We start from the raw sequence: 24,499 nt of genomic DNA on the forward strand, positions 1-24,499 counted from the left end.
ACGCGCTGCGACTACACTCGGCCTTTGGCGTTGCGCGACGCCCTGCGCGGCGGTGCCGCGGACATGCTCTTCCTCCAGGTACGGAGATCGGCTGCCCGTGCCCTCGGCCACGCAGGGCGTACCGCAGTGACGAGGCCCAAGACCTGAGCACACACGAGCAGGAGCACGGGAAGATAGAGATGTCGGCACCCAACAAGTCGTACGACCCGGTAGAGGTCGAGGCACTGAAGCCCGAAGAGGTCGAGCGCGCCCGGGACGAGGCCGTCGCGGCCTTCGCCGCCGCCGCCACGCTGGACGAGCTCAAGCAGGCCAAGGTCGCGCACACCGGCGACCGCTCGGCCCTGTCCCTCGCCAACCGTGAGATCGGCGCACTGCCCCCGCACGCCAAGGCGGCGGCCGGCAAGCTGATCGGCCAGGCCCGTGGCGCCGTCAACCAGGCGCTCGCCAAGCGCCAGGTCGAGCTGGAGGCGGAGCGGGACGCCCGCGTGCTGGTCGAGGAGGCGGTGGACGTCACGCTGCCGTACGACCGCGCGCCGCGCGGTGCCCGGCACCCGCTGACGACGCTCGCCGAGCGCATCGAGGACACCTTCGTGGCCATGGGCTACGAGGTCGCGGAGGGCCCCGAGGTCGAGGCGGAGTGGCTCAACTTCGACGCCCTCAACCTCGGCGAGGACCACCCGGCCCGCTCGATGCAGGACACCTTCTTCGTGCAGGCCCCCGACGGCTCGGCCGACTCCGGTGTCGTGCTGCGCACCCAGACCTCCCCGGTGCAGGCCCGGACGCTGCTCGACCGCGAGCCGCCGGTCTACGTCGTCTGCCCCGGCCGGGTCTACCGCACCGACGAGCTGGACGCGACGCACACCCCCGTCTTCCGGCAGGTCGAGGGCCTGGCGGTGGACGAGGGCATCACCTTCGCCGACCTCAAGGGCACCATCGAGCTGCTGGTCTCGAAGCTGATCGGCGACGGCCTGGAGCTGCGCTGGCGGCCCTCGTACTTCCCGTTCACCGAGCCGAGCGCCGAGATCGACCTGCAGTGCTTCGTCTGCCGCGGCGAGAGCGTAGGCAACCCGGACAAGCCCTGCCGCACCTGCTCCTCCGAGGGCTGGATCGAGCTCGGCGGCTGCGGCGTCGTCAACCCCCGGGTGCTGGTCGCCTGCGGCGTCGACCCGAGCCGCTACAGCGGGTTCGCCTTCGGCCTCGGCCTGGAGCGAATCCTGATGAACCGCCACAACGTCGCCGACATGCGCGACATGGTCGAGGGTGACGTCCGCTTCACCCTCCCGTTCGGGATGGAGATCTGATGCGCGTCCCGCTCTCCTGGCTGCGCGAGTACGTCGACCTTCCGGCGGGTGAGACCGGCCGCGACGTCGCCGCCCGGCTGGTCCGCGCCGGGCTCGAGGTCGAGACCGTCGAGCAGCTGAACGCCGACCTCAAGGGCCCGCTGGTCGTCGGCCAGGTGCTGTCGATCGAGGAGCTCCCCGGCTTCAAGAAGCCGATCCGGCACTGCTTCGTCAACGTCGGCGACGCCAACGGCACCGGCGAACCGCAGGAGATCGTCTGCGGCGCGACCAACTTCGCCGTCGGCGACAAGGTCGTCGTGGTGCTCCCCGGCGCCGTCCTGCCCGGCCCGTTCCCGATCGCCGCGCGGCAGACCTACGGCCACACCTCGGCCGGCATGATCTGCTCCGCCCGCGAGCTCGGCATGGGTGACGACCACAACGGCATCATCGTGCTCCCGCCGGAGTACGAGCCCGGCACCGACGCCGTCGAGCTGCTGCAGCTCGTCGACGAGGTGCTCGACATCGCCGTCACCCCCGACCGGGGCTACTGCCTCTCGATGCGCGGCGTCGCCCGCGAGGCCGCCGCCGCGTACGGGCTGCCGCTGGCCGACCCGGCGCTGCTCGACGTGCCCCCGGCCAACTCCTACGGCTACCTCGTCAAGGTCGCCGACCCGGCGGGCTGCGACCGCTTCGTGGCCCGCACGGTCACCGGCATCGACCCGGCCGCGCAGTCGCCGATCTGGCTCCAGCGCCGGCTGCAGAAGTCGGGCATCCGCCCGATCTCGCTGACCGTCGACATCACCAACTACGTGATGCTGGAGGTCGGGCAGCCGCTGCACGCGTACGACCGCAGCCGCGTGGACGGCGCGATCCAGGTCCGCCGCGCGCAGGACGGCGAGCTGATCACCACCCTCGACGGCGTCGAGCGCAAGCTCTCCGCCGAGGACCTGCTGATCTGCGACAACTCCGGGCCGATCGGCCTGGCGGGTGTCATGGGCGGCGCGTCCACCGAGATCCTCGACCCGGCCGCCGGGCCCGGCACCACCGAGGTGATCATCGAGGCCGCGCACTTCGACCCGGTCACCGTCGCGCGTGCCGCCAAGCGGCACAAGCTGCCCTCCGAGGCGTCCAAGCGCTTCGAGCGCGGCGTCGACCCGGAGGCCGCCCGTGCCGCCGCGCAGCGCGCCGTCGACCTGCTGGTCCTGATCGCGGGCGGCACCGCCGAGGCCGGGGTCACCGACATCGCGGCCCCGCACCCGCTGCGCACCATCGCCATCGACGCGGACCTCCCCGACCGCGTCGCGGGCACTGGCTACGGCCGGGAGACCGTCACCCGGCGGCTCCAGGAGATCGGCTGCACCGTCGCGGGCACCGACATCCTGGAGGTCACCCCGCCGACCTGGCGCCCCGACCTCACCGACCCGTACGACCTCGCGGAGGAGGTCATCCGCCTGGAGGGCTACGACAACGTGCCCGCGCGGATGCCCACCGTGCCGCCGGGCCGTGGCCTGACCGAGGCGCAGCGCTTCCACCGCCGCACGGGCGTCGCGCTGGCCGGTGCGGGCTACGTCGAGGTCAACAACTACCCCTTCGTCGGCGAGGCCGCGCTCGACGCGCTCGGCCTGGAGAAGGGCGACGAGCGCCGCCGCACGGTGAAGCTCGTCAACCCGCTGAACGACGAGGAGCCGGCGCTGCGCACCACGCTGCTGCCGGGCCTGCTCGGCGCACTGCGGCGCAACATCGGCCGGGGCAACACCGACCTGGCGATCTTCGAGTCGGGCACCGTCTTCCTCCCCAAGGCGGAGTCGAAGGTTGCTCCGCGCCTGCCCGTCGACCGCCGTCCGACCGAGGAGCAGCTGGCCTCGCTGGACGCCGCGCTGCCGGACCAGCCGCGCCGGGTAGCCGTCGCCCTCGCGGGCGAGCGGCTGCCGTCCGGCTGGTGGGGCAAGGGCGCGGGCGCGGTCTGGGCGGACGCCGTCGAGGCGGCCCGCACCGTCGCCGCCTCCGCGGGCGTGGAGCTGACGATCCGTCAGGCCCAGCGTCAGCCGTGGCACCCGGGCCGCTGCGCCGAGCTGCTGGTCGGCGAGGTCGTCGTCGGCCACGCCGGTGAGCTGCACCCGCGCGTCATCAAGTCGCTGAACCTGCCGGAGCGCACCAGCGCGATGGAGATCGACCTCGACCTGCTCTTCGCCGCCGGCGAGCAGCGGGTCAGCGGCCCGGCGGTGTCCTCCTACCCGGTGGCCACCCAGGACGTCGCGCTGATCGTCGACTCCGCCGTGCCGGCCGCCGAGGTCGAGACCGCGCTGCGCGCCGGGGCGGGTGAACTGCTGGAGGCCATCAGGCTGTTCGACGTCTTCACCGGTGAGCAGGCGGGCGAGGGCAAGAAGTCGCTGGCGTACACGCTGCGCTTCCGTGCCACCGACCGCACGCTGACGGCCGACGAGGCGTCGGCGGCCCGCGAGTCGGCGGTGGCTGCGGCCGCTGCCGCGACGGGTGCGGTGCTGCGCGGCGCCTGACGCCTAGCTTGAAGGGCCCCACTCCCCGGCCGGGAGTGGGGTCCTTCGGCGTTTCCGGGCCCGGTTTGACTGGTGATCAGTAGTCGGCTTAACTCTTTACCTATGGAAGTAGATAAAGGTGATGAGCTGCCCTCGCCGATCGAGTTCCGGCTCGACCCGGCCTCCGGGGTGCCGACCTACCTGCAACTCGTGCAACAGGTCGAACAGGCCCTGCGGATCGGGTACCTGAAGCAGGGCGACCAGCTGCCCCGGGTCAAGGACGTGGTCGCGGGGCTGGCGATCAACCCCAACACGGTGCTCAAGGCGTACCGCGAGCTGGAGCACCGGGGGCTGGCCGTCGGCAAGCGCGGGCAGGGCACTTTCGTCGCGGGGCTGCCCGCTTCGGTGGTGCCACTGCGGGAGCAACTGGCCCTGCACAAGGGCTTGGTGGAGTGGATGCGCGCGGCCAGGGCGGCCGGGCTGGACGAGGGGGCGATGGCGGCGCTGTTCGAGAACGCGCTGCACGAGCTCCGGAACACGGGGGACGTGGCATGACAGGGGCCGGGCACGTGATCGAGTGCGGCGGGCTGGGCAAGCGCTACCGCCGCACCTGGGCCCTGCGGGACTGCCGGCTCGGCATCCCGGCGGGCCGGGTGACCGCGCTGGTCGGGCCGAACGGCGCGGGCAAGACCACCCTGCTGCACCTGGCGGCCGGGCTCGCCGCGCCGACGGAGGGGGCGATCGCCGTCCTCGGCGGCCTGCGGCCCGGCTCCGCCCCCGCGTTGGAGCGGATCGGCTTCGTCGCCCAGCACACCGCGCTCTACCCCGGCATCCCGGTCGGCGACCTGCTCAGGATGGGGCGCGGCCTCAACCGCGTCTGGGACGACATCGGGGCACGCGCCCGGCTCGCCGGGCTGGGCATCCCGCTGGAGCGGAAGTTCGGCAGGCTCTCCGGTGGCCAGCAGTCCCAGGTCGCGCTCGCGCTGGCTCTCGCCAAGCGGCCCGAACTCCTCATCCTGGACGAGCCGCTGGCCGCACTCGACCCGCTCGCCCGGCACGAGTTCATGGCCGTGCTGATGACCGCCGTCGCGGAGGACGGCATCTCGGTGCTCTTCTCCTCCCACCTGGTCGCCGAGCTGGAGCAGACCTGCGACCACCTGATCGTGCTGGCCGGGGGCAGGGTGCAGGTCGCGGGCGACGTGGACGACCTGCTCGACGGCCACCGCCTGCTCACCGGCCCGACGGCGCAGGCCGCCGCCGTCGCGGCCGGGCTCCCCGTGGTCCGCTCGCGCGCGGCCAGGGCCCAGACCCGGCTGCTGGTCCGCGCCGCCGGCGGTCTTCCGCTCCCGCCGGGATGGCAGCAACAGCCCATCGGGTTGGAGGAGTTGGTGCTCTCCTACCTGCGCGAGCCCGGCGCCTGCGCGCTATCGGGGCCGCACTCGCTCGTCACCGCGAACGACAACGAACGGGCACTCCAGTCATGAGCCTCGCTATCACCTCCGCCGTCTCGGGCCCGCTGCCCCTGCCCGGGTACGCCTGGGCGCTCTGGCGGCGCCACCGCTCGGTGCTGCTCACCGTCACGGTGGTGTTCGCCCTGATCGCCGTCGGCTTCCTGATGAGCGGGCTGATCCAGCACGCGGCGTACGACAGGGCCGGGCTGGCCCGGTGCAACAACACCACACCCGCGTGTGTACGCCTGTGGAAGCCCTTCATCCGGGACTACGGGAATGCGAACCGGACGGTCGGCATGGTGCTGTACTTCCTCCCCGGGGCGATCGGAGCGTTTGTCGGAGGGCCGCTGGTGGCAAGGGAGTTCGAGGCGGGGACGTACCGCTTCGCCTGGACTCAGGGCGCGGGCCGGACGCGCTGGACGGCTGGCGGGCTGCTGCTCGCCGGCACCGCTCTGCCGGGGCTCGGGGCGCTGCTCGGCCTGGTGCTGCGCTGGTGGAACGCGCCGCTGATCGGCCTGTTCGGCGGCCTCAGCCCGCAGACCTTCGCCCAGGGGGCGCCGGCCATGGCCGGGCGGACGCTTCTCGGCTTCGGGATCGGCGTGCTGGCGGGGACGCTGCTGCGCCGCACCGTCGCCGCCGTCGGGGCCGGGGTCGGTGGCTCGGTGGTGGCCGTCTTCGTGGCAGAGGCGCTGCGCTTCCACTACCGGGCGCCGCTGACGGACACCGTGCACACCGCCGTGACCAGCGGGACGGACATCCGCTGGGTGACGACGAGCTGGTTCACCGACCCGGGTGGGGCCCGGATGACCGACTCGGCGTTCTTCGACCTCGTCGACAAGAACTCCGACGTCGAGCGGCTGCTCAGCCACGGCTACGCCCTGCACGAGTTGTACCAGCCCGAATCCCGGTACTGGCCCTTCCAGTTGATCGAGTTCGGCTGGATGGCGGTGCTCGGGGTGGCGGCCTGCGCGGCGGCGGTGTGGTTCGTGAACCGCCGTGCTGCCTGAGTGTGCACTCGGATTTTGCATGGACGGGACAACATTGGCCAGGGCTCTTGCGGGGTGGCGGTGTTGGGCGCTTCAATCTGTCCAAGCCAAGTTAGGAAACTTTCCTAACTCACCTTCGAGGGCACCTCCATGCCCCCCGACGGAAGACGGAGCGCCCATGTACGCGCAGCACCGGACGGCACGACTCGCCCTGGCCGTTGCCCTCACCGTGATACCCGTGTCCCTCGCCGCCGCGGGCGTCGGCAACGCCGCCACCTCCGCCGGTGTGGTCGCCAAGGCGAGCATCGGCCTCGACGACGCGCACAAGAAGGAGATCGCGATGGAGCTCGTCTCCAGCGCGGAGAACTCCTCGCTCGACTGGAAGGCCCAGTACAAGTACATCGAGGACATCGGCGACGGCCGTGGCTACACCGCCGGGATCATCGGCTTCTGTTCCGGCACCGGTGACATGCTCGACCTCGTCCAGCACTACACCGACCTCAAGTCCGGCAACGTCCTCGCCAAGTACCTGCCCGCCCTGAAGAAGGTCAACGGCAGCGCCTCGCACTCCGGCCTCGGCACCGCCTTCACCAAGGACTGGGCCACCGCCGCCAAGGACACCGTCTTCCAGCAGGCCCAGAACGACGAGCGCGACCGGGTGTACTTCGACCCCGCCGTCAAGCAGGCCAAGGCCGACGGCCTGCGCGCGCTGGGCCAGTTCGCCTACTACGACGCCATCGTCATGCACGGGCCGGGCGCCGACAGCGACAGCTTCGGCGGCATCCGCAGCGCGGCGATGAAGAAGGCCAAGACCCCCGCCCAGGGCGGCGACGAGGCCACCTACCTCAAGGCCTTCCTGGACGCCCGCAAGGTCGTCATGAAGAAGGAGGAGGCCCACAGCGACACCAGCCGCGTCGACACCGAGCAGCTGGTCTTCCTCAACGCCAAGAACTTCGACCTCAACCCCCCGCTGAAGTGGAAGGTCTACGGCGACCCTTACTCCATCAACAGCTGAACGCCAGTGGAGGGGGCGGCTGTTGGGCTGCCCCCTCCGGCGTGCGGCGCTAGTAGACCGTGCCGCCTGCGAAGTCCGCCGAGACGGTCGCCTCGATGCCGGTCAGGACGCCCGAGTCGCTGATGATCAGGCCGAGTTCGCGGTTGTGGTTGAGGGAGTTGTCGGAGAAGTTCTCCGAGCCCGCGAACACCTTGGCGGTGGCGGTGCCGTAGTCGGCGACGATCACCTTCGCGTGCACGTACAGGCCGCCGGAGGAGGAGTACGTCGCCACCGAGCCGCCCGCCGCGACCACCTGGTCGAAGTAGCTCGCGTAGCTGCCCGGGTCCATGCCCACCACCCGGACGGCCACACCGCGCTGCTCGGCCGCCACGATGGCGTTCACCAGCGCGCTGTCGCCGAACTCCAACTGCTCCAGGTCCAGCGAGTGCTGGGCGCCGTTGATCAGTGCGAGCAGGCGGCTCTGCGAGTCGGTCGGCGACCAGACCAGGTCGTCGCCGTCGGTCGGCGTGACGGCGGTCTTCGCGTAGTCGGCGTTGAAGACCCGCTCGATCGCCGCGACGTCGTTGGTGTCGCTGTTGAAGACGCCGAAGTCACGGTCGTTCGCGTAGTAGACCGAGTCCAGATTGCCCGTCAGGATCAGCGACTTGGCGCCGTCCACGGTGACGGTCTTCTGGTGCGTGTAGACGTACGCCGAGGAGGAGTACGTCACGCCCGCGCCGCCGGCCCGCAGCGCCGAGTAGGCCGAGCCGTTGACCGAGGTGTGCTGGCCGTCGAGGATCACCCGCACCTTGACGCCCGCCTTCTGCCGGGCCACCAGGGCGTTCACCACGCTGGTGTCACGCAGTTCGTACATCGTCACGTCCACCGACCTGGTCGCGGTGTTGACGAAGCTGACGACGGCGCTGTGGCTCTGGTCCGGGAAGGTGAGCAGCGAGTACGTACCGGTCGCGGCCTGCGCGGCGACCCCGCCGGCCAGCAGCCCGGCCGAGGCGAGCAGGGCACCGGCGGCGATCGCCGTACGGCGGGCAGCATTGATTCTGGGCATGCGTAACTCCACCAGGATGGCGGGCAGTTGAGACCCGAACGCTCGGGCGCCCGAAAGGCCCGACCAGGATGCCCCCGCCCCCGTTTACGCGGGTAGACCCGGTAGGTAAATTCTTGACGGCCGGTCCCCGTCAACTCCGGGACGCGAGAGCGGCGATGAAGAGCTCGCGAGCACAGGTAGTCACGATGGACCAACTGCGGCTTCAGGACCGGCCACTGCCCGGCCGGCACGGCCGCCAGGAGCGCATTCTTGGTCGCACCGGTCCTCACGGCGCAGATGCTCGGGCCCACCCGTCGGCAGTCTTTGCCAAACGGTCGACCACTTGTTGCTCCTGGTCGGGTAGCTTCCAAGGCATCCATTGATCTTGATGCGCGGGCCCGTTCGGCTTGAACGACCGGGTTCGTCAGGAGGCGTGCGCCATGAGTGTGATCAACCTGATGGAGACTGCGTCCGGACTTCCGGAGGCATGGAGTTCGCTCCAACTGGGCCGAGTGGGGGCGGCCTGCGTGAAGGTCCTGCGCATGGACGAGATGCCAGTGGCGGAGGAGAGTCACAGTGCCGCTGAGGCGCTCCTCGTACTCGACGGCCGACTGGAGTTGGTGGCGGACGGCACTCCGGTGTCGGTGCGGGCGGGCGAGCTGTTCATGGTCGCGGCGGGAACCGTGCACACGGTTGGTCCGGGCAGCCGGGGCACGCTGGTGATCGTGGAACTTCCGGAGGAGTAGCGGCACCACAACGCCTTGGTCTCAGGACCCCTTCCGGGCCACCGAGATGATGATTTCCCGCAGTTGCTCGACGTAGAGCCGCATGTTCTTGTACGCGATGTCGGTGTCCGGGTAGCGGCTCGCGAACTGCAGGCCCTCGTGGAGCCTGTTGATCCAGACGCATACCTGGTCGCCGTACGAGACCCTGACCAGTCCGTACGCCTTCAGCTCGGCCCAACGTTCGGAGCCGGGGAGGCCCCGGGCATCGACGAACGAGACGATCGAGTACAGGTCGGGCGATGTCGGACGGAAGTCCGAGCCGAGCAGGCGGAGTACCCGGGCGATGGGCATGCTGGCCAGTGGCCTGTTGGTCCGCATCGCGGTGCGCACCAGCTCCAGGGCGCTGTCGAAGTCGGGTGACTGCGCGGTGGGGATCTCGACCGGGGCGCCGCCGACGTACCAACCCACGGAGTTGCGCCATCGGGACTTCACCCTGGTGTGGAACGGCACGACCGTGCGGTAGACGGACTGCCCGCCGATCTCGTGGACGATGAGGCTCGTGGCGGCCAGGATGCCGGCCAGACTCCCGCCGAAGGGCCGGCAGTACGACTCGAACGCGGCGGCGGCCTCGGCGTCCACGAGCATCTCGTGCATGAGCTTCTGGGTGGGTAGTTCGCCGTCGGGCTCCAGGCCGAGATCGAGCGGGAAGTTCGGCAGCTTCCCGTCGCACCGGTTGATGAACTCCCGCCAGCGGGAGACGAGCGCGTGGGTGTCGTCGATCTGGTCGGCGTTCGCCCGCTCGATCTCGCAGAAGTCGACGTAACTGCTGACCGGTGTCTGCTCCACCGCGCGGCCCTCGACGCCCGCCGTGTAGAGCTCGTGGATCTCGGCGGGGATGCGTTGGATGGAGTACGAGTCGACGTTGCTGTGGTCGAAGACCATGTACACGCTCGTGCAGTCCTCCCGGACGACCGCCGTGTAGATGAAGTTCGGCCAGCTGAGCGCGTCCGCCGCGACGTCGAAGCGGTCCTGGAGGTACTGGACCAGCCTGTTCGCGTCCGGGAAGTCGCCGACCACTTCGCGTTGCAGTGACACGGCCTCGGCGGCGAGGGTGAACCGGCTCATCTCGTCGCCGACCCAACGGAAGCCGCTGCGCAGCGTCTCGTGCCGGAGCATCCAACTCCGTAGTGCGCCCTGAAGTACGTCGAGATCGACCGCGCCGGGGATGTCGAATGCCGTGCCGAGCCAGGTCGGTACGAACAGGCCGTCCTCGCGCACGGATCGGGCCGTCCTGATGTGGGACTCCTGGACGTAGGCCGGCGGCCGGGAGTCCTCCGGCAGGGCCGTCGCTGCCTCGACGGCTGCCGGATCGAGCGTCCACTCGACTAGCAGTCCGGGCCGGACCTCGCACCGCTGGATGTCGGTGATTCGCACGGGATGTCTCCATTCGCACACGGGGCAGAGAGAGGGTGGTGGAGGGGTTGCACGTGGCTGTGAGCCCTCCGGCGATCCGGCCTCCTCCCGTCACCACACCAACACTGATGTAGTCCAACGAGCCGACAGTCCGACGGATACGGTCCGGTCCAGGGCTCGGCCGGCCGGCGGGCTCCGTAGTGGCGAAAACAAGCAGCCCGGCCCGGACCGAGAGGTCCGGGCCGGGCTGTGGCCGTCTGGCGGTGCGTCAGGCGGTCGCGGTGTAGTCGTAGAAGCCGCGGCCGGACTTGCGGCCGAGCAGGCCGGCGTCGACCATGCGGGAGAGCAGCGGGGGAGCGGCGAAGAGCGGCTCCTTGTATTCGTCGTACATCGACTCGGCGATGGAGACGATGGTGTCCAGGCCGATCAGGTCGCAGAGGCGGAGCGGGCCCATCGGGTGGGCGCAGCCGGCCTCCATGCCCTTGTCGATGTCGGAGGCGGTGGCCACGCCCGACTCGAACATCCGGACGGCGGAGAGCAGGTAGGGCACCAGCAGGGCGTTGACCACGAAGCCGGCGCGGTCGCGGGCGCGGATCGGCTCCTTCTCCAGCACCTGGACGGCGAAGGCCTCGACCCGGGCGGTCGTGTCGGCGGAGGTGGTGAGGGTCGGGACGACCTCGACCAGCTTCTGCACCGGGGCCGGGTTGAAGAAGTGCAGGCCGATGACCTGCTCCGGGCGGGAGGTGGCGGAGGCCAGCTTCACGATCGGGATGGAGGAGGTATTGGAGGCCAGGATGGCGTCGCGGCGCTCGACGACCTGGTCCAGGGTCTGGAAGATCTTGACCTTGATGTCCTCGCGCTCGGCGACCGCCTCGACCACCAGGTCGCGGTCGGCGAAGTCGGCGAGGTCGGTGGTGAAGCCGATCCGGCCGAGTGCCTCGTCGCGCTGCTCCTCCGTCAGCTTGCCGCGCCTGACGGCCGTCTCCAGGGAGTTGGTCAGCCGGGTCCGGCCGAACTCCAGGGCCTCGCCACTGGCCTCGGAGACCAGGACGTCCAGCCCGGAGCGGGCGAAGACCTCGGCGATGCCCGAACCCATGAGTCCGCAGCCGACCACTCCGACGCGCGCGATGTCACTCACTCAGATGCCCTTCACAGTGATGCTGGGGGTTGACCCAGCAGATGCTCAGCCGACGGCACGGCACGGGTGGTACCCGCGAGTGTCGCCTGCACGACCGTACTACTCCGAAGCGAACGATGGTTCACCTCGGTGGGGGATAGGCCGATCGGATGAGATGCGTCACGTGCGTCCGGGGGTTTCCGCCGTCCGGCGCGCTGCCGGGGCGAGAATGCCGAGCAAACCGAGGAGGGGAAGCGGATGCCGACGGGTTCGCTCACAGGGCAGGTCGGGCTGGTCACCGGAGCGGGTCGGGGGATCGGGCGGGAGATCGCCATCGGGCTCGCGGCCGAGGGCATGACCCTGGGCCTGCTCGGACGTACGCACAGCACGCTGATCGGGACGCTCCGGGAGTGCGTCCGGCACGGCGCCAGGGGTATCGCCGTGACGGCCGACGTCACCAGGCCGGGCGCCGTCCGGGAGGCCGTCCGGACCGTCGAGCGCGATCTCGGGCCGATCGACCTGCTGGTCAACAACGCGGGCCAGGTCGACCGCACCGAGGGCCCGCTCTGGGAGGCCGACCCGAACCAGTGGTGGCAGGTCGTCGAGACCAACCTTCGCGGCCCGTTCAACCTGCTGCGGTACGTCCTGCCGGGCATGACCGCCCGCCGCAGCGGCCGGGTGCTCAACCTGAACTCCGGCTTCGCGCTGCGCCCCGACGGGGACTACACCGCGTACGCGACGTCCAAGGGCGCGCTGCTCAAGCTCTCCGACAACCTGGCCGACTCGCTCGCCGCCCACCAGGTCGTGGTCCTCGACGTCAGCCCCGGCGCCGTGGCCACCGACATGACGGCCGGGATGCCGATGTTCGCCGACATGAAGGAGTGGGGCAGCATCCCGTACATGGTGGCCGTCGCGGTGGACGCCGCCCGGGGCCGCTTCGACAGTCTGCACGGCCGGTTCATCCACGCCGGCCGGGACAACCTCGAACGCCTGGTCGCCGAGGCCGACACCATCCGTGAGGCGGACGCCCGCACCCTCCGCCTGCGCCCGTACGGGCCGGACGACCCGATGGCGTAGCGCCGCCGGAGGTCCACACGTCTACAGGTCGAGCAGGGCCGTCAGTTCGGCGTCGGTGACGCTGCCTGCGGGGCGGCCGGTGCGGGCGAAGGTGTTGGCGAGGCGTTGCAGGGCTTCGTTGAGGGGTGTCGGGATTCCGTGCAGGCGGCCCAGCAGGACGGCTTCGCCGCTGAGGTAGTCGGCCTCGATGGTGCCCGTGCCACGGCTGAGGCTCTGCCAGGACGAGCCGCCACCGCGTTCGACGCCGGGGAGGGGCTGGAGGGTGACGAGATCGCCGCGGACGGCGCGCTGCTCGTCCGCGCTCACGTAGGAGATGCCCGCTGCCGCCAGGGTGGCCCGGTACTCGGCGACCACCCTGCGGTACAGCTCCTGGCGGAGGTCGCCGTCCAGCGGGCCGCCGATCGCCTCCAGCGAGTTGCCGACATTGCCGAGCAGCTTTCCGTACTTCCAGGCCATCACATCGTCGGAGAGCGGTGCCCGGAAGACCGACTTCTCCAGGTCGGCGCAGATCTGCCGGGCCGTCCCGTCGGCCCCCGACGGGTACCGGCCGACGTGCAGGACGCCGGTCATGGGTGCGCCCGCCGCGCTGATCCGGCCCGGTTCGACGTGCGTGGACGGCAGCCAGACGCACATCCCGTAGACCCGCCGGAAGCGCCGCAGGGCGAGGCGCTCGCTCTCCACCCCGTTCTGCGCGCAGATCACCGGCAGCAGCTCACCGGCGGTGCCGCCGCCCGCGACCGGCTGGGCCGCCCACTCGGCGAGCACCGCCTCGGCGTGCTGGGTCTTCACGGTGAGCAGCAGGACGTCGTCCGGCCGCAGCTCCAGCGCGGTCGGCCCCTCGACGGCCGGGACGGCGAGGGCGCGGGTGCCCTCGGGCGTGGTGAACGTCAGACCGTCCGCCCGGAGCGCCGCCAGGTGGGCGCCGCGCGCGACGAGGACGACCTCGTGCCCGCTCTCGAGGAGCCGGCCCCCGATCGTCCCGCCGACCGCCCCCGCACCGATGATGATGTATCGCATGGGTCGAGCATTCCACGTGATCGGCGGCGGCCGACAGTGGGTCAGGCGCAGAGCTGACTGGCCGTCACCGCGCTGAGGCCCATGCCGGCCAGCCCGGCGAGGATGCCGGGGAGGGCGTCGGCGGTGCCCTTGTGGCCCATGTGCAGGGCGACCACCGAGCCGCCGCTGACGGCCTTGAGCAGGCGGCGCTGCACGACGTCCGCCCCCGGGTCGGTGTAGTCGCGCGGGTCGACGTCGAAGGAGAGGCAGTGCTGGTAGCCGACCAGCTTGGCCTGCTCGCGCACCATCGCGTTGGCGTACTGGGCGGCGGACGGGCGGAACCAGCGGCCGATCGAGCCGGTGAGCTTCTGCAGGCGCTCGGCGCACTGGGCGATCTCGTCGTGGGCCTGCTGGGGCGTCATCGTCGAGATGTCGAGGTGGTTCTGGGTGTGGTTGCCGAGTTCGTGGCCCCCGTCCAGGATGCGCCGGGCCATGGCCGGCTGCTGGTCCAGCCAGCTGCCGACGACCATGACGGTCAGCCGGGCGCCGTGCTGCTCGGCGGCGGCGAGTATCGCGGTGGCCAGGGCCGGGTCGCCCTGCCCGTGGAAGGTGAGCGCGACCTGCTTGCGGTCCCGGGGCCCGTTCACCACCTCGTCCGGCGTGTTCACCGCGAGCGGCGGCGAGGCGGGCGGCGCACCGGGCGTCGGCTGCGTGCTCGCCGAGGCGCCCGCCCCGGCGCCCGGCGCTGCGGTCGGCGACCCGGAGGCCACGGCGGGCGCACCGGTGGCGGCGGGGCCGACGGTGTTGAGGTGAGAGGGCTGCGCTCTGGCGGCGAACGACGCCTGGCCCGGCGCCGGGCCGGTGGTGTCGTCGCCACAGGCGGCGACGAGCCCCCCGGCGGCAGTGAGAGCGGCCAGTCGGGCTGTGGAGCGCAGCACACTGCGTCGGTCGACAGTCATCGTCCGACAGCCTAGACAGTGCGGAAAGCCTGTGCGATTCGGGGTCGGCCCGTCACCGGCGTCGCTGCTGCGGCCGGCGTGCTATTTTTGTGAGCAATCGTTCAACTACGGAGGTGGCGATGGGCCGCAGACAGCTCTGGGACCAGGCGGAGGTGCTGGCCTCCGCCATGCGGCTGTTCCGTCGCCGGGGCTATCTCGGCGCCTCCGTGCGGGACATCGAGGAGGCGACCGGGCTGCATCCGGGCAGTCTCTACCGCGTCTTCGAGAGCAAGGACGGCCTGTTCCGCGCCGCCCTGGACGCCTACAACGACCAGGTGGTCGAAGGCCGGGTCCGGGTCCATCTCCTGGAGCCGGCGGACCCGGTGGCGGGCATCCGGTCGTTCTTCACCTCGGCGTTCGAGACCGGACCCGATCCCGATCCGGGCTGTCTGCTCACCAACACCGCGGTGGAGTCCTTCACCCTCCCGCAGACCACCGACGCCGTCCGCCGGGGGCTGGAGACCATCGAGTCCGGCTTCGCCGAGGCCCTGACGCGCGCCCGCGCCCTGGGCCTGCTCTCTGCGGATCTCGACGTCGAGGTGTCGGCGGCCCACCTACTGGCGCTCTACCAGGGCCTGTTGGTGCTGGTCAGGGCCGGCACGCCCCGTACGAAACTGCACACGATCACCGACGGCGCGCTGGCGTCGATCGGCCCGAGAAAGAAGGACAGTGATGAGTGACTCACAGCAACTCTGGGAGAACTACGCCGCATGCTGGTCGGCCGAGCCTGGCGAGCGGCTCGCCGCGCTCGGCGCCGTCGCGGTCGACGACGTCGCCTACCGCGACCCGGGCACGGAGGTCGGCGGGCTGACCGAACTGGCGGCCTACATGGGCGGATTCGCCGGAGCCTTCCCCGGCCACCGGTTCCGCATCGACGAGGTGCACGAGCACCACGACCGGTCGCTCGCACGGTGGACCCAGCTCAGCGAGCAGGGTGAGCCCGCGATGGCGGGCGTGAGCACCGCGCTCCACCGCGACGGCCGGCTCGCCGACATCACCGGGTTCTTCCTCCCCGCGTGAGCGGATCGCGTGGCCTCGCCGAACACGTCGCCGACCAGCTGGCGTCGCTCGGCGAGGTCACCGTCCACCGCTACTTCGGCGGCTGGGCGCTGCGCAGCCACGGCATCCAGTTCGCGATGGTGATGGACACCCTCTACCTGCGCGTCGACGACGCGGCCCGCGCCTCGTACGAGGACGCCGGGTCGGTGCCGTTCAGCTACCGGGCCGCAGGGCGCGAGGTGGTGGTGCGACGGTACTGGAGCGTCCCGGTGGAGGCGCTCGACGACCGGGCCGCGCTCGGCGCCCTGGCCCGCGCGGCTCTCGGCTGACCGGTGGCGGCCCCCGGCCGACCGGCTCGGGTCAGGCTCCGGAGAGTTGCTGGCGGACACACTGCTGGTACTGCCGAAGGCTGTCGGGCTGGTAGCACTTCTGCGTCCGGTCGGCGTACCAGACCAGGCCGATCGCCAGCAGTACGGCCAGCACGATCGCGAGGAACGACGTCACCACGGCGATGATGGCCTTGCCCAGGCCGGTGCCGCCCCGCCTGGCGCCGATCAGGGCGGCGATCCCCAGCGGCAGGCCGACAGCGCCGAGCAGGCCGCCGATGAAGACGATCGACGTGCTCAGGCCGGTGATGCCCAGCACCATGGCGGGCACGGCCAGGCCGTTCCGGCCGACCGGCGGTCGCCTGCCGTTGCCGGTGGTGGCGGCGTTGTCGTACACAGCTGCCCAAGGCGCCGCTGTCCCTTGCGTGTTCATCCGGAGTCCTCCCGTCGACCGGTCAACGGCACGATCCTGGCCTCCGGGGTGCCGGGTGCGCATCGCCGGACGGCGGGAAGAAGTGCTCCCCCGATCGGGGGAGGTCGCAGGTGGGCTGCCCGGCCATACTGACGATCATGATCTGGGGAATCCGGCCGCTGCTACGCGGCTCCACGTACATGGGTGTGCTGTTCGCCTGGTCCGGCGCGCTGGCGAGCCTGCCGCTGTTGCCGTTCGCCCTGCTGCCGACAGCGGCGGCGCGATCCGCCCCGGAGGGCGTGCAGATCGCGCTGGTCCTGCTGGTCTGGGCGGTGCTGGTCGGCGCGGTGGGCCTGGCCCGCACCACGCGGCGGGTGCTGATCGCGTGCGCCCGCCGGGCGTTGAGGGTGCCGCTGCCGCCGGCCGCGCCGTCCGGCGCGCGCCGTTGGCGGACCTCGCTCTGGCTGCTGCTGCACGTCGCACTGGGGTGGACGGCGGCGCTGGTGATCGGGCTGCTGCTCCTCGCGGGCCTGACCCTGCCGGTGGGTCGGCTCGACGGCGAGGCGCGGGTGAGCCTGTTCGGCTGGTCGGCCCAGCCGACCGGTGGCTGGGCCTGGGTGGTGGGGCTCGGCTGCCTGCTGCTGGCGCTGGCCGCGTGCGTGCTGGTGACGAGCGCTCTGCGCTGGTCGGCGCCACTACTCCTGGGGCCGTCCTCGGCCGAGCGGCTCGCACTGGCCGCCGAACGGGAGCTGCAGCTGGCCGAACGCAACCGGCTGGCCCACGAGTTGCACGACTCGATCGGGCACACGCTGACGGCGGCCACCATCCAGGCAGCGGTGGCCGGCGAGGTGCTCTCCGCCGACCCGGCGGCGGCGCGGGCCGCCCTGCGCAGCATCGAGGAGTCGACCCGGGCCGCACTGGAGGACCTGGACTACGTACTGGGCGTGCTGAGGGAGGAGGAGGCGGCGACGGCGCCGAGCCGGACGCTGGCCGAACTGCCGGAGCTGCTGGCCCGGTTGCGGCACGCGGGGGCGGTGGTGGAGCCGGAGCTGTCGGGTGACCTGGCGAAGGTGCAGGGGACGCTCTCCCGGGCGGCGTACCGGATCTTGCAGGAGGGCCTGACGAACGCGCTGCGGCACGGGGCGGGCGGGCCGATCGAGGTCCGGGTGGCGGCAGCCCCGGACGTGCTGGAGCTCAGTGTGGTCAACCGGACCGGGGCGGGGACGGGTGCGGGGGCGGCGGGGGCCTTCCCGACGTCCGGGCACGGCCTGCCCGGCCTGACCGAGCGGGTGCGGCTGCTGCACGGCGAGATCGAGGCCGGCCCGGACGGGCCGCAGCAGTGGAGGTTGACGGTCCGCCTGCCGGTACGGTTGCCGGCATGATCAGTTCCGGTACGGGCGAACCGGCCGCCACCAGCCCCGCCACCAGCCCCGCCGACACCCCCGTGACGCTCCTGATCGCGGACGACGACGAGGTGACCCGCAGCGGTCTGCGGACGTTGCTCGCGGCGCAGCCGGGCATCGCGGTGGTCGGGGAGGCCGCCGACGGGGTCGAGGCGGTCGAGCAGGCGCGGCTGCTGCGGCCGGACGTGGTCCTGATGGACGTGCGGATGCCGCGCTGCAACGGGATCGAGGCCACCCGGCAGCTGCTCGCCGAGCAGGCCGGACCGCCCAAGGTCGTGGTGATCACCACCTTCGAGAACGACGGCTACGTCACCGCCGCGCTCAGCGCCGGTGCGAGCGGGTTCGTCCTGAAGCGGCGGCCGGTCCGCGAGATCGCGGAGGCGGTGCGGGTGGTGGCGGCGGGCGAGGCGATCCTCTTCCCGGCGGCCCTGCGCCGGATGGTCTCCGCCCGCCCGCTGGGCTCCGCCGAGGCGCTGCCGAGCGCGGCGCTGACGGGACGCGAGGAGGAGGTGCTGCGCCTGGTGGCCACCGGCCTCTCCAACCCGGAGATCGCGGAGTCGCTCACGGTGAGCCTGGAGACGGTCAAGACCCATGTCGGCAACGTGCTGACCAAGCTCGGCGCCCAGAACCGGACCCACGCGGTGGTGATCGCCTACGAATCCGGCCTGGTGGTCCCGGGAGTGGCGTGCTGAAGCGCCTGCCACCCACCGTGAGTTCACGGCAAATTCACTCGGAGTGTGTCGGCAGGTTCCGGTGACGGGTCGTAGGTTCTCCTGAGGCAAGTTGTACATACAACTAGGCAAGGGGAGAGTCGTGATCGACACGCTGGGCTCGGCCGATGTGGTGGTCATCGGGGCGGGGATCGTCGGCCTCGCGCACGCCTACGAGGCGCTGGAGCGCGGCCTGTCGGTGGCGGTGGTGGAGCAGGGCGACCGGGCCACCGGGGCGTCGGTACGGAACTTCGGCCACGCGTGCGCGACCGGGCTGGACGGGGACGGGCTGCGGTACGGGACGGCGGCGCGCTCGCGGTGGGCGAAGCTGGCGGCGGAGGCCGGGTTCTGGCTGCGCCGGACGGGCACCGTGATGGTGGCCAGGGCCGAGGACGAGCTGGCGGTGCTGCGCGAGTTCGGCGAAGTGCGCGGCGAGCGTCAGGTGCGGCTGCTCAGCGCGGCCGAGACGCGGGAGCGGGTGCCGCTGGGGGAGGGCGTGCTCGGCGGGGCCTGGCTGCCCGAGGACATGCGGGTCGACCCGCGCGAGTGCGTGCCCGCCATCGCCCGCCACCTGGCGGCGCGCGGGGCCCGGTTCCACTGGGCGACCACCGCGCACGGCGTCGAACCGGGCCTGGTCCGCACCAGCCGGGGCGAGCTGCGCGCGGGCACGGTCATCCTCGCCACCGGGCACGACATCGACCGGCACTTCCCCGAGCTGGCGGCGAAGGCGGAGGTGAAGCGCTGCGTGCTGCGGATGCTGCGGGTGGAGAACCCGTACGGCGTGACCATCGACCCGGCCGTGCAGACCGGCTTCTCGATGGCCCGCTACGGCGGCTTCACCGCCTGCCCGAGCCTCCCGGCGCTTCGCGAACGGCTGGGCCGGGAGCGGCCCGAGCTGGTGGGCATCGGACTCAACCTGATGTTCACCCAGCGCCCCGACGGATCGCTGACCATCGGCGACACCCACAGCTACGACACCACCCCCGCCCCCTTCGAGGACGAGGCGCTCGACGACGCCGTACTGCGGGAGACCGCCGCCCTGCTGGGCGTCGAGAGGCTGACGGTCCTCGAGCGCTGGCGCGGGGTCTACGGCTCCGGCGCGCAGTCCTTCCTGATCGAGGCCCCGGCGGACGGCGTGCGGGTGGTCGCCGTGACGGCCGGGGTCGGGATGACCACCGCACTCGGCATCGCCCCTGAGGTCTTCGACGGACTCGTCGGCTGAGTGCTACGCCTTCCGGGCCATCATGGCCTTCCAGGCCTGGTGGGCGGCGCTGATCCGCTCCCAGTACGCCTCGCGTGCGGCGGCTCCGACGGCGGGCAGGTCCAGGCCGTAGGTGTCGCGAAGGGTGTCGAACCACTCGGTGGCGCTGGCGAGTTCGCGGACGTGGCGGCCGTCGGCGTCGACCCGGACGAGGACGCAGCCGCGCAGGACGTCGATGCCGGTGGCGTCCTGGCGGAAGGCGCAGGGGAAGGGCGTGAAGGGGGACTCGGGGGAGGTGGAGAGCCAGTCGTGACGCTCGGTGAAGTCGGCGATCGCTGCCGGCTTCGGGAGGAAGTCCATGCCGACGTAGCCGTACTGCGGGTCCGGCGTGAGCCGCCAGCCGTCGGGCTCGGCTGCCGAGGGGGCGAGCGAGAGGGTGAACAGGCCCTGCTGGTAGGTGCCTTCGCGCAGCGGTACGGGCTCGTACAGACCCTGGCCGAGGCCGACGTCGACCAGCCAGACCTCGCCCTCGCAGCGGACGGTCAGGGTGAGGTGGTCGCCGCTCGCCCCGGCGGGCTGCTCGGCGGTGCGCTGGATGCCGCCGGTGTGCCGTTCGACCTCGTACCCGAGGGTTTCGAGCAGGGCGGCGAAGGCGCCGTTGAGGTGGAAGCAGTAGCCGCCGCGCCCGCGCACGATCCGCTCGGCGGACTCCTGCGGGTCGATCGTCGTCGGGCCGCCGAGCTGGATCTCCAGGTTCTCGAACGGCACCCGCGTGACGTGCGCCCGGTGGAGGGCGAACAGGGCCGTCAGGGTGGGGGAGCCGGGAGCGGGGACTCCGAGGTGCTGGAGGTAACGGTCGGTCAGGTCGGCGGGGAGTGTCGGTGTCTGCACGTCGGCACAGTAGCGTTCGCGGCCGCCGAAAGCATGATCTTTTCAACGAGGGCAGGCAGTGCGATCATGGAAGGCCGGAACGACGGAGGGGTTACCGCATGGATGCACAGGAGCAGGTACAAGGGCAGGTCATCTTCCTCAACGGCACGTCGAGTTCGGGGAAGTCGAGCCTCGCCGCCGAACTGCTGGCCACGCTCGACTCGGTCTGGTTCCACCTCTCGGTGGACGCCTTCAACGCGATGGGCTCCCGCCGCGAGGACCTCCTCGACACCCCTGAGCGGCTCGACCTCGCCCTGGGCCGGATGCGGCGCGGCTTCCACCGCTCCATCGCGGGCATGGCGGCGGCCGGGAACAACGTCGTGGTCGACCACGTGCTCAGCGAGCCGTGGCGGTTGGCCGACTGCCTGGACGTCCTCGCCGGGCACGACGTCGTCCTGGTCGGTGTGCACTGCCCGCTGGAGGAGTTGCAGCGTCGCGAGACCGCCCGGGGTGACCGGTCGGCCGGCATCGCCGCGTTCCAGTACGACCGGGTGCACGTGCACCGCGACTACGATGTCGAGGTCGACACCGCAGCGGCGAGCACCGCCGAATGCGCTCGCGCCGTCAGGGACTTCCTCGCCACGAGGGTGCCCGGCGCGCCCACCGCCTTCGACCGGCTGCGGGCCGGCCGGGCCGCGTAGCGAAGCAGCACCTCAGGGGGAGAGCGGCGATGGAGAGCACAGCGCGTGCCGTACCGGACAGGGTGGCGGCCGCCGAACTCGCCGCCGCCGAGGTGGGGTTCACCAAGAGCTGCACCCCTCAGGTCGGCAGGCTGCTCGCCCTGGCCGCCGCCGCGAAGCCGGCCGGAGTCGTCGCGGAGAGTGGCACGGGCTCGGGGGTGGGCACCGCCTGGCTGCACAGCGGGCTCGCCGGTGCGGGCGCCCGGCTGCTCACGGTCGAGCGTGACCAGGGGCTGGCCCGCCGGGCCGCCGAGCTCTTCGAGGACGACGAGCGGGTACGCGTACTCACCGGCGACTGGAGGCTGTTGGAGCCGCTCGCCCCCTTCGACGTCTTCTTCTGCGACGGCGGCGGCAAGCGCGACGACCCGGAGCGGGTGATCGAACTGCTCGCCCCCGGTGGCCTGTTGATCCTGGACGACTTCACCCCCTCGCCGCACTGGCCGCCGCGCTTCGAGGGCGAGGTGGACGAACTCCGGCTGTTCTACCTCACCCACCCGGCGCTGGAGGCGAGCGAGGTGCTCACGACGCCCACCAGTTCGGCGGTCGTCGCGGCACGGCGGTGAAGCAGTCGGCTCAGGTGGTCGGCTCAGGCGGTCAGTTCAGCCGGTCAGTTCGTCCGCCAGTAGATCCATCAGCAGGCCGTCGTGCCAACTGCCGTCGGCGGCACGCTCGTACCGGCGCATGATGCCGACCGGGCGGAAGCCGACCTTGCGGTAGCAGTGGATGGCGGCGGCGTTGTCGGCGGCCGGGTCGATCACCAGCCGGTGGAAGCCGTGGTCGGTGACCAGGTGCCGGGCCAGGGTGCGGACGGCGTCCGTGCCGAGGCCGCGTCCGTGCACGGCGGGGTCGAGGAAGATGTCCATGCCCGCGTGGCGGTAGTCCGGCGTCGGCTCGGCGTACCACTGGATCGCGCCGACCACCCGGCCGCCGTACTCGACCGCCAGCACCGGGGTGTCGGTGTCGGCCAGGTCCTCCGCGACCTCGGCCGCCAGATCCGGCCCGCCACGCCACCGGGCCAGCACCTCCGGCGTCGCCCGGATCGCGGCCAGCACCGGGATGTCGGCGGCCGTCGCCGGGCGCAGCGTGACGGCCGAGCCGTGCAGCGTCGTCTCCATTCCTTGATCTTCGCAGGAATGCCGCGCTCAGGCCGGATGGGAGAGCTCGCGTCGAATGCCGTCGGCGACGGCGTGGAGCTTGTCCGGGTTGGCCACGTTGTGGATGGTCGAGATGCGGCCTTCCGGATCGAAGTCGAAGGTCAGCGTGGCGATCACGCGGTCCGGGCCACGGAAGACCACCCCCGGGCCGCCGTTGATCCAGGTGAGCTCCGCCCGCATCTGACCGGGTTCGATGCCCTGGTAGGTCACGGTGCCGAGCGCGGCGAGCCAACCGGCCACGGTCTTCAGGCCGATGACCGGCTTGAGGGCCTGGCGGACCTTGCCGCCGCCGTCGGTCCACAGCGTCACGTCCGGGGAGAGCAGCTCCATCAGGGTGTTGATGTCGCCGCCCGTCGTCGCCGCGAAGAACCGCTCGGTGACGTCGCGTTGGCGGGCGCGGTCCGCGGTGAAGCGGGGCCGACGGGCCTGGACGTGCTCGCGGGCGCGGTGTGCGGCCTGCCGGACGGCCGACTCCGACCGTTCCACCGCCTCCGCGATCTCCGCATGGCTGAAGGCGAAGACCTCCTTCAGCACGAAGACCGCCCGCTCCAGGGGGCTCAGCGTCTCCAGGACGACCAGCAGCGCCATGGAGACCGAGTCCGCCGTGGCGACGCCGTCGGCGGTGTCCGGGCCGGTGAGGATCGGCTCGGGCAGCCACGGCCCGACGTAGGTCTCGCGCTGGTGGCGGGTCGAGCGGAGCCGCTCCATCGCCAGGTTGGAGATGATCCGGGTCAGGTAGGCCTTGGGGTCGGCGACCTGGGAGCGGTCGGCCGACGACCACTTGAACCAGGCGTCCTGGACGAGGTCCTCGGCGTCGGCGGCGGTGCCGAGGATGCGGTAGGCGACGGAGAAGAGCAGGGTGCGGTACTGCTGGAAGGCGAGCTGGTCGGGGCCGGGCTGCTGCGGCTGGGTCACTTGGCGCTCCTGATCCGGGTGTAGCGGCCGCCGTGCGGCCAGAGGGCGCCCGAGGCGGGCATCCTCTTCATGCGGGCGAAGGTCGCCCACGGCGCGGCGGAGACGGTCTCCTTGTACTTCGCGGCCCGCTTGCCGGTCAGCACGATCCGGCGCGGGCTGTCGTCGGGGTGGGTGAACTGCACGACGGCGTCGCTCCGGCCCAGGCTGACGGGTGTGTGGTAGTAGCCGAAGCGGAAGGCCCTGGGCTCCTTGCCGGCCAGCACCCGCAGGATCGACAGGGCCGCGTGCACGCCGGTGGGCATGCCGCTCTGGCAGGTCCCGTGCATCACGCCGTAGCCCTGACGGACCGCCGCCGCGTCGCCCACGGCGTAGACGTCCGAGTGGGAGACCGAGCGCAGCGCGCCGTCGGTGACCACCCGGCCGCGCTCGTCCGCGGTCAGGCCCGCGGCGGCGGCCAGCGGAGAGACGCGGGTGCCGCTGGTCCACAGCACCGCGGCGACCGGGACGCTGGAGCCGTCCGCGAGCTCGACGCTGTCCGGCAGCACCTTGACCACGTCCACGCCGCTGCGCACCTGCACACCCAGCCGGGCGAGCGCCGCGTCCAGGTAGGCCTTGGCCTTCGGGTGCATGCTCGCGCCCGGCTCCTGCCGGCCCAGCAGCACCACCTGGAGCTCCGGGTGCCGCTCGGCGATCTCGGCGGCGGCCTCGACGCCGGTCAGGCCGCTGCCGCCGACCACGACCGTCCCGTTGCCGAGCCGGGTCAGGTGGTCGGAGAGGAGGGCGGCGTCCTCCGGGCCGTTGAGGGTGTAGGCGTGGTCGTCCACGCCGGGGACGGCGACGGTGTCCGCGACGCTGCCCAGGCCGTAGACCAGGGTGTCGTACCGCAGGACCCGGTCGTCGTCGATCCGGACGGTCTTCGCCTCGGCGTCCACGGCGGTGACCCAGCCACGGACGAAGTCGGCGCCGGTGCCGTCCAGCAGCTCCGGGATGTTCATCTCGGCCGTCTCCTGGCCCGTGGCGGTCATGTGCAGGCGGAGCCGCTCGGTGAAGCTGCTGTACGGGTTGACCAGCGTCACCCGCAGGTTCCCGCGCTTCCTGGTGCGGGCCGCGAGCTGGATCGCGGCGGAGAGCCCGGCGTAGCCCGCGCCCAGGACCAGGACCTCGTGCTGCTGTGCTGCTGTCGTGTTCATCG

At 71.8% G+C, this 24,499-nt stretch carries 25 protein-coding genes and 1 pseudogene; 16 read left to right on the forward strand and 10 right to left on the reverse strand.

The features are described from left to right. The first annotated feature begins 179 nt into the window (after positions 1-179). The 6 genes and pseudogenes from pheS to ACR68M_RS29325 all read left to right on the forward strand — a co-directional run bounded on the left by pheS (position 180) and on the right by ACR68M_RS29325 (position 7,227). Positions 180-1,301 carry a phenylalanine--tRNA ligase subunit alpha gene (pheS, locus tag ACR68M_RS29300; RefSeq protein ID WP_441247160.1) on the forward strand — a complete coding sequence of 374 codons (1,122 nt, stop codon included), beginning with the start codon at positions 180-182 and terminating at the stop codon, positions 1,299-1,301. Beyond that, complete coding sequence (gene pheT / locus ACR68M_RS29305) at positions 1,301-3,796, forward strand: phenylalanine--tRNA ligase subunit beta (RefSeq protein WP_441247161.1); 2,496 nt, start codon at positions 1,301-1,303, stop codon at positions 3,794-3,796. Before pheS ends, pheT begins: the two co-directional genes overlap by 1 nt. 102 nt (positions 3,797-3,898) lie before the next feature. Continuing rightward, positions 3,899-4,330, forward strand: a complete 432-nt coding sequence (locus ACR68M_RS29310; RefSeq protein WP_441247162.1) for a GntR family transcriptional regulator — start codon at positions 3,899-3,901, stop codon at positions 4,328-4,330. 92 nt (positions 4,331-4,422) lie between these two features. Next, positions 4,423-5,259: pseudogene (locus ACR68M_RS29315) on the forward strand (ATP-binding cassette domain-containing protein); the annotation flags it as partial. After that, entirely contained in the window at positions 5,256-6,233 is a 978-nt protein-coding gene (locus ACR68M_RS29320) for a hypothetical protein (RefSeq protein ID WP_441247163.1), read from the forward strand. The pseudogene ACR68M_RS29315 and the gene ACR68M_RS29320, both read left to right, overlap by 4 nt. 157 nt (positions 6,234-6,390) lie before the next feature. Next, a complete protein-coding gene (locus tag ACR68M_RS29325; protein ID WP_441247164.1) occupies positions 6,391-7,227 on the forward strand; it encodes a chitosanase in 837 nt (278 codons plus the stop codon). A 49-nt stretch (positions 7,228-7,276) separates the two neighbouring features. Here ACR68M_RS29325 and ACR68M_RS29330 read toward each other — a convergent pair whose 3' ends face one another. Beyond that, complete coding sequence (locus ACR68M_RS29330) at positions 7,277-8,272, reverse strand: phospholipase D-like domain-containing protein (protein ID WP_441247165.1); 996 nt, start codon at positions 8,270-8,272, stop codon at positions 7,277-7,279. A 419-nt stretch (positions 8,273-8,691) separates the two neighbouring features. Here ACR68M_RS29330 and ACR68M_RS29335 point away from each other — a divergent pair, with 419 nt between their 5' ends. Further along, positions 8,692-8,997: a cupin domain-containing protein gene (locus ACR68M_RS29335; RefSeq protein WP_441247166.1), complete on the forward strand. Its 306-nt coding sequence runs from the start codon at positions 8,692-8,694 to the stop codon at positions 8,995-8,997. 21 nt (positions 8,998-9,018) lie between these two features. Here ACR68M_RS29335 and ACR68M_RS29340 read toward each other — a convergent pair whose 3' ends face one another. Next, complete coding sequence (locus ACR68M_RS29340; protein WP_441247167.1) at positions 9,019-10,410, reverse strand: condensation domain-containing protein; 1,392 nt, start codon at positions 10,408-10,410, stop codon at positions 9,019-9,021. Positions 10,411-10,657: 247 nt separating this feature from the next. Continuing rightward, positions 10,658-11,527 (reverse strand): 3-hydroxybutyryl-CoA dehydrogenase, encoded by an 870-nt coding sequence (locus ACR68M_RS29345; RefSeq protein ID WP_441247168.1) that lies wholly within the window; start codon positions 11,525-11,527, stop codon positions 10,658-10,660. Between the two features lie 237 nt (positions 11,528-11,764). Between ACR68M_RS29345 and ACR68M_RS29350 the strand changes: the two genes are divergently transcribed. Further along, complete coding sequence (locus ACR68M_RS29350) at positions 11,765-12,583, forward strand: SDR family NAD(P)-dependent oxidoreductase (protein ID WP_441247169.1); 819 nt, start codon at positions 11,765-11,767, stop codon at positions 12,581-12,583. Positions 12,584-12,604: 21 nt separating this feature from the next. Here ACR68M_RS29350 and ACR68M_RS29355 read toward each other — a convergent pair whose 3' ends face one another. Next, positions 12,605-13,600 carry a ketopantoate reductase family protein gene (locus ACR68M_RS29355; RefSeq protein ID WP_441247170.1) on the reverse strand — a complete coding sequence of 332 codons (996 nt, stop codon included), beginning with the start codon at positions 13,598-13,600 and terminating at the stop codon, positions 12,605-12,607. Positions 13,601-13,641: 41 nt separating this feature from the next. Further along, positions 13,642-14,538 (reverse strand): polysaccharide deacetylase family protein, encoded by an 897-nt coding sequence (locus ACR68M_RS29360; RefSeq protein WP_441247171.1) that lies wholly within the window; start codon positions 14,536-14,538, stop codon positions 13,642-13,644. A gap of 119 nt (positions 14,539-14,657) precedes the next feature. Here ACR68M_RS29360 and ACR68M_RS29365 point away from each other — a divergent pair, with 119 nt between their 5' ends. From ACR68M_RS29365 to ACR68M_RS29375, 3 genes are read left to right on the forward strand one after another with little or no spacing between them, the layout of a single operon-like run. Next, a complete protein-coding gene (locus ACR68M_RS29365; RefSeq protein ID WP_441247172.1) occupies positions 14,658-15,257 on the forward strand; it encodes a TetR/AcrR family transcriptional regulator in 600 nt (199 codons plus the stop codon). Beyond that, positions 15,250-15,597: a nuclear transport factor 2 family protein gene (locus ACR68M_RS29370; protein WP_441247173.1), complete on the forward strand. Its 348-nt coding sequence runs from the start codon at positions 15,250-15,252 to the stop codon at positions 15,595-15,597. Before ACR68M_RS29365 ends, ACR68M_RS29370 begins: the two co-directional genes overlap by 8 nt. Further along, positions 15,594-15,905 (forward strand): TfoX/Sxy family protein, encoded by a 312-nt coding sequence (locus ACR68M_RS29375; protein ID WP_441247174.1) that lies wholly within the window; start codon positions 15,594-15,596, stop codon positions 15,903-15,905. Before ACR68M_RS29370 ends, ACR68M_RS29375 begins: the two co-directional genes overlap by 4 nt. Before the next feature lie 31 nt (positions 15,906-15,936). Here the strand turns inward: ACR68M_RS29375 and ACR68M_RS29380 are convergent, their stop codons facing one another. After that, on the reverse strand, positions 15,937-16,335 hold the full coding sequence (locus tag ACR68M_RS29380; protein WP_441247175.1) for a DUF4190 domain-containing protein: 399 nt from the start codon (positions 16,333-16,335) through the stop codon (positions 15,937-15,939). Between the two features lie 137 nt (positions 16,336-16,472). On the opposite strand from ACR68M_RS29380, the gene ACR68M_RS29385 reads away from it, so the two are divergent. The 3 genes from ACR68M_RS29385 (at position 16,473) to ACR68M_RS29395 (ending at position 19,649) form a co-directional block, all read left to right on the forward strand. Beyond that, entirely contained in the window at positions 16,473-17,696 is a 1,224-nt protein-coding gene (locus ACR68M_RS29385; RefSeq protein WP_441247176.1) for a sensor histidine kinase, read from the forward strand. Beyond that, entirely contained in the window at positions 17,693-18,409 is a 717-nt protein-coding gene (locus tag ACR68M_RS29390) for a response regulator (RefSeq protein ID WP_441247177.1), read from the forward strand. Before ACR68M_RS29385 ends, ACR68M_RS29390 begins: the two co-directional genes overlap by 4 nt. 121 nt (positions 18,410-18,530) lie before the next feature. After that, complete coding sequence (locus ACR68M_RS29395) at positions 18,531-19,649, forward strand: TIGR03364 family FAD-dependent oxidoreductase (protein WP_441247178.1); 1,119 nt, start codon at positions 18,531-18,533, stop codon at positions 19,647-19,649. Between the two features lie 3 nt (positions 19,650-19,652). On the opposite strand, the gene ACR68M_RS29400 is transcribed toward ACR68M_RS29395, so the two are convergent. Continuing rightward, on the reverse strand, positions 19,653-20,519 hold the full coding sequence (locus ACR68M_RS29400) for an arylamine N-acetyltransferase family protein (RefSeq protein ID WP_441247179.1): 867 nt from the start codon (positions 20,517-20,519) through the stop codon (positions 19,653-19,655). 98 nt (positions 20,520-20,617) lie between these two features. Between ACR68M_RS29400 and ACR68M_RS29405 the strand changes: the two genes are divergently transcribed. Both ACR68M_RS29405 and ACR68M_RS29410 read left to right on the forward strand, forming a co-directional pair. Continuing rightward, on the forward strand, positions 20,618-21,199 hold the full coding sequence (locus tag ACR68M_RS29405; protein WP_441247180.1) for a chloramphenicol phosphotransferase CPT family protein: 582 nt from the start codon (positions 20,618-20,620) through the stop codon (positions 21,197-21,199). Positions 21,200-21,228: 29 nt separating this feature from the next. After that, a complete protein-coding gene (locus ACR68M_RS29410) occupies positions 21,229-21,801 on the forward strand; it encodes an O-methyltransferase (RefSeq protein WP_441247181.1) in 573 nt (190 codons plus the stop codon). A 36-nt stretch (positions 21,802-21,837) separates the two neighbouring features. Here the strand turns inward: ACR68M_RS29410 and ACR68M_RS29415 are convergent, their stop codons facing one another. The 3 genes from ACR68M_RS29415 to ACR68M_RS29425 are packed head-to-tail and all read right to left on the reverse strand — an operon-like array spanning position 21,838 to position 24,497. Continuing rightward, on the reverse strand, positions 21,838-22,353 hold the full coding sequence (locus tag ACR68M_RS29415; RefSeq protein WP_441247182.1) for a GNAT family N-acetyltransferase: 516 nt from the start codon (positions 22,351-22,353) through the stop codon (positions 21,838-21,840). Positions 22,354-22,380: 27 nt separating this feature from the next. Continuing rightward, complete coding sequence (locus ACR68M_RS29420; protein WP_441247183.1) at positions 22,381-23,307, reverse strand: RNA polymerase sigma-70 factor; 927 nt, start codon at positions 23,305-23,307, stop codon at positions 22,381-22,383. Continuing rightward, on the reverse strand, positions 23,304-24,497 hold the full coding sequence (locus ACR68M_RS29425; protein WP_441247184.1) for an NAD(P)/FAD-dependent oxidoreductase: 1,194 nt from the start codon (positions 24,495-24,497) through the stop codon (positions 23,304-23,306). The genes ACR68M_RS29420 and ACR68M_RS29425 overlap by 4 nt, the downstream gene beginning before the upstream one ends. Positions 24,498-24,499: the final 2 nt, after the last annotated feature.

Origin of the sequence: Kitasatospora sp. McL0602 (genome assembly GCF_052076145.1) — a bacterium.
Taxonomy (GTDB): domain Bacteria; phylum Actinomycetota; class Actinomycetes; order Streptomycetales; family Streptomycetaceae; genus Kitasatospora.

Bases quoted from the DNA above. Each gene is read 5' to 3' on its own strand.
- pheS (WP_441247160.1), top strand. From the start codon at position 180: ATGTCGGCACCCAACAAGTCGTACGACCCGGTAGAGGTCGAGGCACTG.
- pheT (WP_441247161.1), top strand. From the start codon at position 1,301: ATGCGCGTCCCGCTCTCCTGGCTGCGCGAGTACGTCGACCTTCCGGCG.
- ACR68M_RS29310 (WP_441247162.1), top strand. From the start codon at position 3,899: ATGGAAGTAGATAAAGGTGATGAGCTGCCCTCGCCGATCGAGTTCCGG.
- ACR68M_RS29320 (WP_441247163.1), top strand. From the start codon at position 5,256: ATGAGCCTCGCTATCACCTCCGCCGTCTCGGGCCCGCTGCCCCTGCCC.
- ACR68M_RS29325 (WP_441247164.1), top strand. From the start codon at position 6,391: ATGTACGCGCAGCACCGGACGGCACGACTCGCCCTGGCCGTTGCCCTC.
- ACR68M_RS29330 (WP_441247165.1), bottom strand. From the start codon at position 8,272: ATGCCCAGAATCAATGCTGCCCGCCGTACGGCGATCGCCGCCGGTGCC.
- ACR68M_RS29335 (WP_441247166.1), top strand. From the start codon at position 8,692: ATGAGTGTGATCAACCTGATGGAGACTGCGTCCGGACTTCCGGAGGCA.
- ACR68M_RS29350 (WP_441247169.1), top strand. From the start codon at position 11,765: ATGCCGACGGGTTCGCTCACAGGGCAGGTCGGGCTGGTCACCGGAGCG.
- ACR68M_RS29355 (WP_441247170.1), bottom strand. From the start codon at position 13,600: ATGCGATACATCATCATCGGTGCGGGGGCGGTCGGCGGGACGATCGGG.
- ACR68M_RS29360 (WP_441247171.1), bottom strand. From the start codon at position 14,538: ATGACTGTCGACCGACGCAGTGTGCTGCGCTCCACAGCCCGACTGGCC.
- ACR68M_RS29365 (WP_441247172.1), top strand. From the start codon at position 14,658: ATGGGCCGCAGACAGCTCTGGGACCAGGCGGAGGTGCTGGCCTCCGCC.
- ACR68M_RS29370 (WP_441247173.1), top strand. From the start codon at position 15,250: ATGAGTGACTCACAGCAACTCTGGGAGAACTACGCCGCATGCTGGTCG.
- ACR68M_RS29380 (WP_441247175.1), bottom strand. From the start codon at position 16,335: ATGAACACGCAAGGGACAGCGGCGCCTTGGGCAGCTGTGTACGACAAC.
- ACR68M_RS29385 (WP_441247176.1), top strand. From the start codon at position 16,473: ATGATCTGGGGAATCCGGCCGCTGCTACGCGGCTCCACGTACATGGGT.
- ACR68M_RS29390 (WP_441247177.1), top strand. From the start codon at position 17,693: ATGATCAGTTCCGGTACGGGCGAACCGGCCGCCACCAGCCCCGCCACC.
- ACR68M_RS29405 (WP_441247180.1), top strand. From the start codon at position 20,618: ATGGATGCACAGGAGCAGGTACAAGGGCAGGTCATCTTCCTCAACGGC.
- ACR68M_RS29410 (WP_441247181.1), top strand. From the start codon at position 21,229: ATGGAGAGCACAGCGCGTGCCGTACCGGACAGGGTGGCGGCCGCCGAA.
- ACR68M_RS29415 (WP_441247182.1), bottom strand. From the start codon at position 22,353: ATGGAGACGACGCTGCACGGCTCGGCCGTCACGCTGCGCCCGGCGACG.
- ACR68M_RS29425 (WP_441247184.1), bottom strand. From the start codon at position 24,497: ATGAACACGACAGCAGCACAGCAGCACGAGGTCCTGGTCCTGGGCGCG.